The sequence below is a fragment of the Pseudomonas sp. MD195_PC81_125 genome, assembly GCF_014060985.1.
GTDB classification, from domain to species: domain Bacteria; phylum Pseudomonadota; class Gammaproteobacteria; order Pseudomonadales; family Pseudomonadaceae; genus Aquipseudomonas; species Aquipseudomonas parakoreensis.
This window is the reverse complement of the sequence record NZ_JABULD010000357.1, coordinates 18,920-28,104: the sequence shown is the minus strand read 5'-3', so window position 1 is coordinate 28,104 and position 9,185 is coordinate 18,920. Positions and strand designations below refer to the sequence as shown.

The 9,185-nt window shown below is 58.9% G+C and carries 10 protein-coding genes; 7 read left to right on the top strand and 3 right to left on the bottom strand.

Going from position 1 to position 9,185, the window contains the following annotated elements; all coding sequences use genetic code 11:
• The 5 genes from HT737_RS31230 to HT737_RS15080 form a co-directional block, all read left to right on the top strand.
• Window positions 1–198 (top strand): hypothetical protein (locus tag HT737_RS31230; RefSeq protein WP_220459407.1); only part of this gene is annotated, 198 nt, incomplete at its 5' end.
• A gap of 36 nt (window positions 199–234) precedes the next feature.
• Window positions 235–726, top strand: a complete 492-nt coding sequence (purE, locus tag HT737_RS15095; RefSeq protein ID WP_003229641.1) for a 5-(carboxyamino)imidazole ribonucleotide mutase — start codon at window positions 235–237, stop codon at window positions 724–726.
• Window positions 727–736: 10 nt separating this feature from the next.
• Window positions 737–1,819: a 5-(carboxyamino)imidazole ribonucleotide synthase gene (locus tag HT737_RS15090; protein WP_047297318.1), complete on the top strand. Its 1,083-nt coding sequence runs from the start codon at window positions 737–739 to the stop codon at window positions 1,817–1,819.
• Between the two features lie 117 nt (window positions 1,820–1,936).
• Window positions 1,937–2,182 (top strand): GlsB/YeaQ/YmgE family stress response membrane protein, encoded by a 246-nt coding sequence (locus HT737_RS15085; protein WP_003229635.1) that lies wholly within the window; start codon window positions 1,937–1,939, stop codon window positions 2,180–2,182.
• A 101-nt stretch (window positions 2,183–2,283) separates the two neighbouring features.
• Entirely contained in the window at window positions 2,284–2,820 is a 537-nt protein-coding gene (locus tag HT737_RS15080) for a DUF3299 domain-containing protein (RefSeq protein ID WP_007962278.1), read from the top strand.
• Window positions 2,821–2,946: 126 nt separating this feature from the next.
• On the opposite strand, the gene HT737_RS15075 is transcribed toward HT737_RS15080, so the two are convergent.
• Together HT737_RS15075 and HT737_RS15070 are read right to left on the bottom strand one after the other, a co-directional pair.
• Window positions 2,947–3,846, bottom strand: coding sequence for a D-hexose-6-phosphate mutarotase (locus HT737_RS15075; RefSeq protein WP_182403083.1), 900 nt, complete (start codon window positions 3,844–3,846; stop codon window positions 2,947–2,949).
• 58 nt (window positions 3,847–3,904) lie between these two features.
• Window positions 3,905–4,309 (bottom strand): acyl-CoA thioesterase, encoded by a 405-nt coding sequence (locus HT737_RS15070; RefSeq protein WP_003229628.1) that lies wholly within the window; start codon window positions 4,307–4,309, stop codon window positions 3,905–3,907.
• A 377-nt stretch (window positions 4,310–4,686) separates the two neighbouring features.
• Here HT737_RS15070 and HT737_RS15065 point away from each other — a divergent pair, with 377 nt between their 5' ends.
• Window positions 4,687–5,985, top strand: coding sequence for an MFS transporter (locus tag HT737_RS15065; RefSeq protein WP_095667989.1), 1,299 nt, complete (start codon window positions 4,687–4,689; stop codon window positions 5,983–5,985).
• A gap of 17 nt (window positions 5,986–6,002) precedes the next feature.
• Here the strand turns inward: HT737_RS15065 and HT737_RS15055 are convergent, their stop codons facing one another.
• A complete protein-coding gene (locus HT737_RS15055) occupies window positions 6,003–7,550 on the bottom strand; it encodes a helix-turn-helix domain-containing protein (protein ID WP_306287216.1) in 1,548 nt (515 codons plus the stop codon).
• A 187-nt stretch (window positions 7,551–7,737) separates the two neighbouring features.
• On the opposite strand from HT737_RS15055, the gene HT737_RS15050 reads away from it, so the two are divergent.
• Window positions 7,738–8,739, top strand: coding sequence for a phosphate ABC transporter substrate-binding protein PstS (locus tag HT737_RS15050; RefSeq protein ID WP_034152107.1), 1,002 nt, complete (start codon window positions 7,738–7,740; stop codon window positions 8,737–8,739).
• Window positions 8,740–9,185 lie beyond the last annotated feature (446 nt).

Genomic DNA, 9,185 nt, shown 5'->3' with positions numbered 1-9,185 from the left:
GCCGAAGGCTGCGATCTTTTGATCTTTTCTGCTGACCTTCAAGTCAATAAAACCGGGCCTTTCGCTGATTTGACAGATGGTCGTTTCGGGGGCTGTTTATTGGCATCTTTGCGGTATACTGCGCGGCCTTCGGCCGGTACGTCCGGCCATTTTTCGTACAATCAAGCCACGCAATCCTGCGTGGCTTGTTGTTTTTGACGCGCCTGCGGGCGCCCAGAGAGAAGAGGCGCGACGATGAGTGCACTGGTTGGCGTGATCATGGGCTCCAAGTCCGATTGGTCCACCCTTAGCCACACCGCCGATATGCTGGAAAAGCTCGGCATCCCGTACGAGGTCAAGGTGGTTTCCGCCCACCGCACCCCGGATCTGCTGTTCCAGTACGCCGAAGAGGCTGAGGGCCGTGGCATCGAGGTGATCATCGCCGGTGCCGGTGGCGCAGCCCACCTGCCAGGCATGTGTGCGGCCAAGACCCACCTGCCGGTGCTGGGCGTTCCGGTGCAGTCGTCGATGCTCTCGGGCGTCGATTCGCTGCTGTCGATCGTGCAGATGCCAGCAGGCATCCCGGTTGCCACCCTGGCCATCGGCAAGGCCGGCGCGATCAACGCCGCGCTGCTGTCGGCGAGCATCCTCGGCGCCAAGCATCCACAATTCCACGCGGTACTGAAAACCTTCCGTGCCGAGCAGACAGACAGCGTCCTGGACAATCCAGACCCACGTATTGCCTGAGGTTGTTGAGATGAAAATCGGTGTAATCGGTGGCGGCCAGTTGGGCCGCATGTTGGCGCTGGCGGGCACTCCGCTGGGCATGAACTTCGCTTTCCTCGACCCTGCGCCGGATGCTTGTGCCGCCGCGCTGGGCGAACACCTGCGGGCCGATTACGGCGATCAGGATCACCTGCGCCAACTGGCTGACGAAGTCGACCTGGTGACCTTCGAGTTCGAAAGCGTCCCGGCGGAGACCGTGGCGTTTCTCTCGCAATTCGTCCCGGTCTATCCGAGTGCCGAAGCCCTGCGCATCGCTCGCGACCGCTGGTTCGAGAAGAGCATGTTCAAGGACCTGGGCATTCCGACCCCGGCCTTCGCCGACATTCAATCGCAAGCAGACCTGGACGCCGCCGTGGCTTCGATCGGTCTGCCGGCCGTGCTGAAAACCCGCACCCTGGGGTATGACGGCAAGGGCCAGAAAGTCTTGCGCAAGCCAGAGGACGTGGTCGGTACCTTCGCCGAACTGGGCAGCGTGGCCTGCCTGCTGGAAGGCTTCGTGCCGTTCACCGGCGAAGTCTCGCTGATCGCCGTGCGTGCCCGTGATGGCGAAACCCGCTTCTACCCGCTAGTGCACAACACCCACGACAGCGGCATCCTCAAGCTGTCGGTGGCGAGCACCGATCACCCGCTACAGGCGTTGGCCGAAGATTACTCCAGCCGTGTGCTCAAGCAGCTGGATTACGTCGGCGTGATGGCGTTCGAGTTCTTTGAAGTCGACGGTGGCCTCAAGGCCAACGAGATCGCCCCGCGTGTGCACAACTCCGGGCACTGGACCACCGAAGGCGCCGAGTGCAGCCAGTTTGAAAACCACCTGCGTGCCGTGGCCGGTCTGCCGCTGGGTTCGACCGCCAAGGTCGGCGAGAGCGCGATGCTCAACTTCATCGGTGTGGTTCCTCCGGTCGAGAAGGTCATCGCCATCGAAGATTGCCATCTGCACCACTACGGCAAAGCCTTCAAGGCCGGGCGCAAGGTTGGTCACGCCAACCTGCGCTGCGCCGACATGGCCACGCTGCAGGCGCAGATCGTCAAGGTCGAAGCGCTGATCGCCGAGTAACGACAGTTTCATCTGGCAGCGGCGGAACCATTCAGGGCTCGCCGTTCTCTCATGGCAGGATGCCAAAGTCTGACTAGGCTTTGGCATATCTACTATTGAGTGTCAGAGGGAAATGCCATGGGAATTATCGGAACCATCTTTATCGGCTTGATCGTCGGCCTGCTGGCACGCTTCCTCAAACCGGGCGATGACAGCATGGGCTGGATCATGACCATCCTGCTCGGTATCGGCGGTTCGCTGGCGGCCACTTACGGCGGCCAGGCCCTGGGTATCTATCAGGCAGGTCAAGGCGCAGGCTTCATCGGTGCGCTGGTCGGCGCGATCGTGCTGCTGGTGATCTACGGCCTGATCAAAAAGAACTGATCCAAGCGACCAAGTCCTCTCTGCCAACGCGGCAGGGAGGGCTAGAATGCTCGGCGATTCGACGTCCTTCCTTATCCGAGCATCTTTTACCGAGCACCTCCATGCGCCGTCTTTTGTTGACTCTCCTTTTGCTGGGCAGCGGTCTGGCCCACGCCGGCGAACTGCCGGAAACCGACTGGCTGGAACTGATGCCCAAGTCGGACCAGAAAGCCCTCGAGGCCATGCCCGAAATCGACCACAACTCCCCGGAAGCCACCGGCACCTTCACCGAGAAGGGCGGCATGAAGCAGGCCAAGGGTTTGCCGGCGGTGATGTATTCGACCAAGACCGTGGCGTCGATGAACGACAAGCACATCCGCATCGGTGGCTACCCGGTGCCGCTGGAGTCCGATGCCAAGGGGCGCAGCACGCTGTTCTTCCTCGTGCCATACCCGGGCGCGTGCATCCACGTACCGCCACCGCCGCCGAATCAACTGGTGCTGGTGCGTTATCCCAAGGGCTTGAAGCTGGATGACATCTACACGCCGCTGTGGGTGACCGGCACGCTGAAGATCGAGAAGGTCAGCAATGACCTGGCCGACGCGGCGTATGCGCTGGATGCGGACAAGGTGCGGGTGGTGCAGGAGTCTGATCTGTAATCGTCACCCCAAAACAACTGTGGGAGCGAGCCTGCTCGCGAAAGCGGTGTATCAGACACTTGAAGAGTGGCTGACATAACGCATTCGCGAGCAGGCTCGCTCCCACATTTTGTTTTGCGGTACTGGTTAAAGCGGTTTACTACCGACGCTGACACCCATCGTATGGCTCGCACCCGACGCCAGATTCACCACATCATTCATTACATTCGCCGTCTCGATGCACAGCATGCGCTGCCAGCCGTCGTTGTCCATGTCGGCCAACGCTGCCGCACGGTCTATCCACGGGTTCCAGATCACCGCGGTGCGTGAGCCAGTGGCGGTCAGCACGATGCGCCGTTCCCAGGCCGGGTCGACGATGCTCAGTTGCGGCGGCGCATCAAGATAGATGCGGTCGGTTTCGCCAGCGAAATGCAGGTCACCTTGCTGGCTGTGGGTTTTCCACTCATCCAGTGTCTCGATGTAATCCAGACCGTCCACACCGTCGACGTGCGCGTTGCGCACATCGCTGACTGCGAAATAAGTGTGCAGCGCCTGGCTGATGCTGACGGCTTCGGCACCTCGGTTGTGGCTGGTCAGGCTGATGTGCAACTGATCATTCAGATGCAGGGTCAGGGTCAGATCGACCTGATGCGGCCAGCCCGGCAGGCCACCTTCGGGGTAGGGCAGCTTGAATTCGACCTTGACGCCGTCAGCCTCTGATTCGATGCCGCCCAGTTCCCAATCCATCGCTCGCACCAGACCGTGTGCGGGTGCCGGTTGCTCACCGGTGTACATGGCCTGCACGCTCTGCGGGTTGCGTTCGAACTTGCCGAACCATGGCCAGCATACCGGCACACCGGCGCGGATGCTCTTGCCGGTCTTGAACACAGCCTTGTCATTGAGCCAGATGATCGGCGGCTGGCCGTCGATCTGATAACTGAGGATGTGCGCGCCTTGCTGGGCCACCAGCACTTCGGCCTGACCGTGGCGGATGCGCCAGCAGTTCAGTTCATCCAGTTTCACGGCTTCAACGTTGGGCGTGTTCATGGGACAGCTCTCGATCAGACACTTGGGACGACTATCGACCGCAAAACCGCGGCGAGGTTTAACGTGCGCGCGGTGGCACCGAGCGGGTGCGACCGCTGCCGTCGATGGCGACGAAGACGAACACCGCCTCGGTCACTTTACGCCACTCGCTGGACAGCGGATCGTCACTCCACACTTCGACCATCATCTGGATCGAGCTTCGGCCGATTTCCAGGGTCTGGGTATAAAAGGATAATTGCGCGCCGACCGCGACCGGCACCAGAAAGGCCATGCGGTCGATGGCCACGGTTGCCACACGGCCACCGGCAACGCGGCTGGCCATCGCGGTCCCCGCGAGGTCCATCTGCGCCACCAGCCAGCCGCCGAAAATATCGCCAAAGCCGTTGGTTTCGCGCGGGAGTGCGGTGATTTGCAAGGCCAGGTCGCCTTGCGGGATCGGATCTTCTTGTTCGAGCTCTATCATGCCGGGGGTGCCTCTGACCCGTGACTCTTCGTTGGTAGTGCTGGTGGTAGCCGTCTTAAGGAAAAACGATTCAGCACCGAACATACTGCGTTCGTCACGTTTTCCATAGGCGCCTAAAGGGGAAACTCTGCGAAACCGGCTGATCCCGTTCAAAAACCGGGCCAACGACGTTTTCGCACAGCAACCCCCTACAAACCGGAGCAAGGTTGCGAGTATATCGGTCGGTAGACTCCGCGACGACCATCGGGTTCTGATTTTGACCGGCAAATACGCGCCTCTATGTGCTTTTTCGAACAATTTGCTATGGTGCCGAACCTGCCCAAGCCACAGCCAGCGTTGTTGTGGCGGTAGATCCGCCTATAAGAGAAGCCCTTGCCATGACCACAGCGCCTTCGAGCCTCGCGCAGCCCGAGCAACCTGCACGCCCCCTGACCCGCAATGATTACAAGACTCTGTCGCTATCGGCCCTGGGCGGTGCGCTGGAGTTTTACGATTTCATCATCTTCGTGTTCTTCGCCACCGTGGTCGGCAAGCTGTTCTTCCCGGCCGACATGCCCGAGTGGCTGCGCCTGATGCAGACCTTCGGCATTTTCGCCGCCGGTTACCTCGCGCGGCCGCTGGGCGGAATCGTCATGGCGCACTTCGGCGACCTGCTGGGGCGCAAGAAAATGTTCACCCTGAGCATTTTCATGATGGCCGTGCCGACCCTGATCATGGGCCTGCTGCCAACCTACGCACAGATCGGCCTGTGGGCGCCGATTCTGTTGCTGCTGATGCGAGTGATCCAGGGCGCAGCGATTGGCGGTGAGGTGCCGGGGGCGTGGGTCTTCGTTTCCGAACACGTACCGCAAAAGCACATCGGCTACGCCTGCGGCACCCTGACCAGTGGCCTGACTGCCGGCATTTTGCTCGGTTCGCTGGTCGCCACGGCAATCAACAGCATCTACACGCCAGTGGAGGTGTCCGACTACGCCTGGCGGATTCCATTCCTGCTCGGCGGCGTCTTCGGTCTGTTCTCGGTGTACCTGCGCCGCTGGCTGCACGAAACTCCGGTGTTCGCCGAGCTGCAACTGCGCAAGGCGCTGGCCGAGGAAGTGCCGTTGCGTGCGGTGCTGCGTGACCATCGTGGGGCGATTGCGATCTCGATGCTGCTGACCTGGCTGCTGTCGGCCGGTATCGTCGTGGTGATCCTGATGACCCCGACCGTGCTGCAGACGGTCTATCACTTCTCGCCAACGGTGGCGCTGCAATCGAACAGCCTGGCGATCGTGTTCCTCAGCGTCGGTTGCATCATCTCCGGTGCCATGGCCGACCGTTTCGGCGCAGGCCGGGTGTTTGTCTTCGGTAGCCTGGGCCTGCTGATCAGCTCCTGGACCTTCTATCACAGCCTCGCCGACCACCCGAACTGGCTGTTCCCGCTGTATGCCCTGACCGGTCTGCTGGTCGGCACCATCGGCGCGGTGCCCTACGTGATGGTCAAGGCGTTCCCGCCGGTGGTGCGCTTCAGCGGGCTGTCGTTCTCGTACAACGTGGCGTACGCGATCTTCGGTGGCCTGACGCCGATGGTGGTCAGCCTGTTGCTTAAAGAGAGTGCGATGGGCCCGGCCTACTATGTGGCGGTGCTGTGCACGATGGGGATTCTGGTGGGGGCGTGGCTCTGGAAGAAGGGGCGCTGATCCAAAGATTCAGCTATTTAGGGCTCTCGCCAGCGTGAGAGCCTTGTTTCACACTCGCTAGCCGGGAGTCGAGCTCCATGCTCAAGCATGTGGGCCAAGGCTTCTGCTGCATGCAGTCTTTCGATGACGTGATGTTCAACCATCAAATCCAGTAACCAAAGAGCTCCGTGTACTTGGAGTCCGTCTCGCTGTGCCTGGCGCCTCAGTTTGCCATCTCCGGTGAGTAAAGGGCGACGTGTTTGCTGTGCCAGCAGGTAACAAGACACATCGGCCAGCGAACTGTTGTTGTGTTCGATTCGTAAACCATATAACCGCATGACACTGGCGTCATCGAGTGATTCGACTATCAGACCTTGATCAAGCAATTCGTCATGTGGGAAGTCTTCAAGTTCATGCATTACGAAGTCAGTACAACACAATGTGAAGGGCAATCTAAACATCTGCTCCAGTAATCCGGCATTTCTGAAATCGATCCAGATATTCGTATCACTGATGTAGATAAGGCTCATGCACTCTCCGATGAGCCCAGGAAACTTGGGTCCAGGGCTTTTACTGGCTTGCGCAAGAGTTCGGCAGCCCGGGATTTGGTAATCAGCCCTTCTGCCAGTGCCCAAAATGCTAAACGACTCAAACCTTTGCGGCGGTTTGCACGGCATCGGCTCAGGTTCCGACTTTCGCCAGCCTTTGGCACTGAATTGAATAGTGAGGGATTTATAACCACCTTCGCTGAGTAGCTTCAGATCCTTCAGTCGTCTCAGGGCGGCATGCATCGATATTCCGTATTGCCGCTTGGCAATCAGTAGTTCTTGTGGATGAACCCTGGTGCGAGGATGGCTGCCGAAATCGCCAGTAACGCTTTTGGCTGGATACAGAAACGCCCCTGCGAAACGATGGCAGCAATTTTCTTTATCCTTTTCAGACATCTCCTCTGGCAATGCCATCACCCAATGACCGAGCTCATGGGCGGCAGTAAACCTGATTCGTTCGCCTGGGCGATCAGCATTCAACGCAATTAGGACATGCTTCCCGTCGCCAGTTGTAGCACAGGCACCATCGAAATCGTCTGGGCCATTGAGCATTGCAATCTTGATGCTGTGCTCTTCCAGCTGTTCGGTGAGGTTGGCAATGGGGTCAGTGCCAATTCCCCAGAATTGGCGAAGCTCCTCAGCCGCTAGCTCGGCTTCATCAATAGAGGAGACTGCAATCATTTGTGCGGGAGTGACAGGGGTGTTGATGTCTGCGGGATCGAAACATTCCTCTAGGGCGATGTATCGCTCGAGGTGCTCTCGAATTTTTTCTTCTACTTGGGCCTGGCGATACTTGGGCATCTTGGCTAGCTTACGAAATTCCAGAGGTGCCAAAGGTATCGCTTCTGAGCGGAAAAAGTACTCAGGATTGACCTGCAGTGCTTTAGCTAGTTGCAGCAGGCGAGTGGAGTTCGGGGTGCTCAACCCCTTCTCATATTTGCTCAAAGCTTGTTTGGTTATGTCGCCGAGCTGGATGGCCAGAGCATCAAGGGTTAGCCCTCGCTGCAGGCGTGCGCGACGAATTCGGTCGTTTATCATGGTGCCCTCTCGTGGTTGACAAGACTATCTTTTGGTATTGATTTGTCAACCTTGGAAGAGTTTCATTTTTTTGTGCCGCGCCCATGCTGGCCTTTCATCCAATTGTCATATTTCAGCCATAGAGTGTTCACACGGCCTGCTGATACTTGGCCCCGACTTAACACACCCTATCTGCTAGGAGTAAGGCATGAAACTGAAGCGTTTGATGGCGGCAATGACTTTTGTCGCTGCTGGCGTTGCGACTGCCAACGCGTTCGCCGCTGTTGACCCTGCTATCCCGAGCTACACCAAGACCACTGGTGTGTCGGGCAACCTGTCCAGCGTCGGTTCCGATACCCTGGCCAACCTCATGACCCTGTGGGCTGAGAACTACAAGAAAGAATATCCGAACGTAAACATCCAGATTCAGGCTGCTGGCTCCGCCACCGCGCCACCTGCGCTGACCGAAGGCACCTCCAACCTGGGCCCGATGAGCCGCAAGATGAAGGACACCGAACTGGCGGCCTTCGAACAGAAATACGGCTACAAGCCAACCGCTATTCCGGTGGCCGTGGACGCCCTGGCGGTGTTCGTGCACAAGGACAACCCGATCCAGCACCTGACCATGGAACAGGTTGACGCGATCTTCTCGTCCACCCGTCTGTGCGGCGCCAAAGCCGATGTGAAAACCTGGGGCGACCTGGGTGTGACCGGCGACCTGGCCAACAAGCCAGTGCAACTGTTCGGTCGTAACTCGGTATCCGGCACCTACGGTTACTTCAAGGAAGAAGCCCTGTGCAAAGGCGACTACAAGCCTAACGTCAACGAACAACCAGGTTCGGCGTCGGTTGTGCAGTCGATCAGCTCCTCGCTGAACGGCATCGGCTACTCGGGCATCGGCTACAAGACTGCCAGCGTGAAGACTGTTGCTCTGTCGAAGAAAGGCAGCACTGACTTCATCGAAGACACCGAAGAAAACGCCCTGAACGGCAAGTACCCTCTGTCGCGCTTCCTCTACGTTTACGTGAACAAGGCCCCGAACAAGCCTCTGGCCCCGCTGGAAGCCGAGTTCGTGAAACTGGTTCTGTCCAAACAGGGCCAGGAAGTGGTGGTGAAAGACGGCTACATCCCGCTGCCAGCCAAGGTTGCTGCAAAAGCACTGGCTGACCTGGGTCTGCAGGAAGGCGGCGCTGAAGTCGCAAAAAAGTAACAAACTGAGTCAGGGGTAAACCCCGCCTGACTCATGTGGGAGCGAGCCTGCTCGCGAAGCGGCCTTCAGAACCGGCACTTTCGCGAGCAAGTTCGCCCCACACTCCCCGAATTCTTTTATCCACTGCCAGTGCCCTGCTGGCGGCGGATTTGCTGCGTCACTGCATTGTCATCTTTCTGTCATACAGGATCGCTAGGGTGTGCGCATGAATGATCTGGCCAATTCCAAAATGACTACGAACCCTCCCAAGCGCATTGACTTCAATACGCCTGAGTTGCAACGCAAGCGCCGCATTCGCGCGCTCAAGGATCGCTTCACCCGCTGGTACGTCCTCGTTGGCGGGCTGGCGGTGCTGGCAGCCATCACGCTGATCTTCTTCTTCCTCGCCTACGTCGTTGCCCCGTTGTTCCAGGGTGCCAGCCTGACCGCGAAAGATGCCATTACCC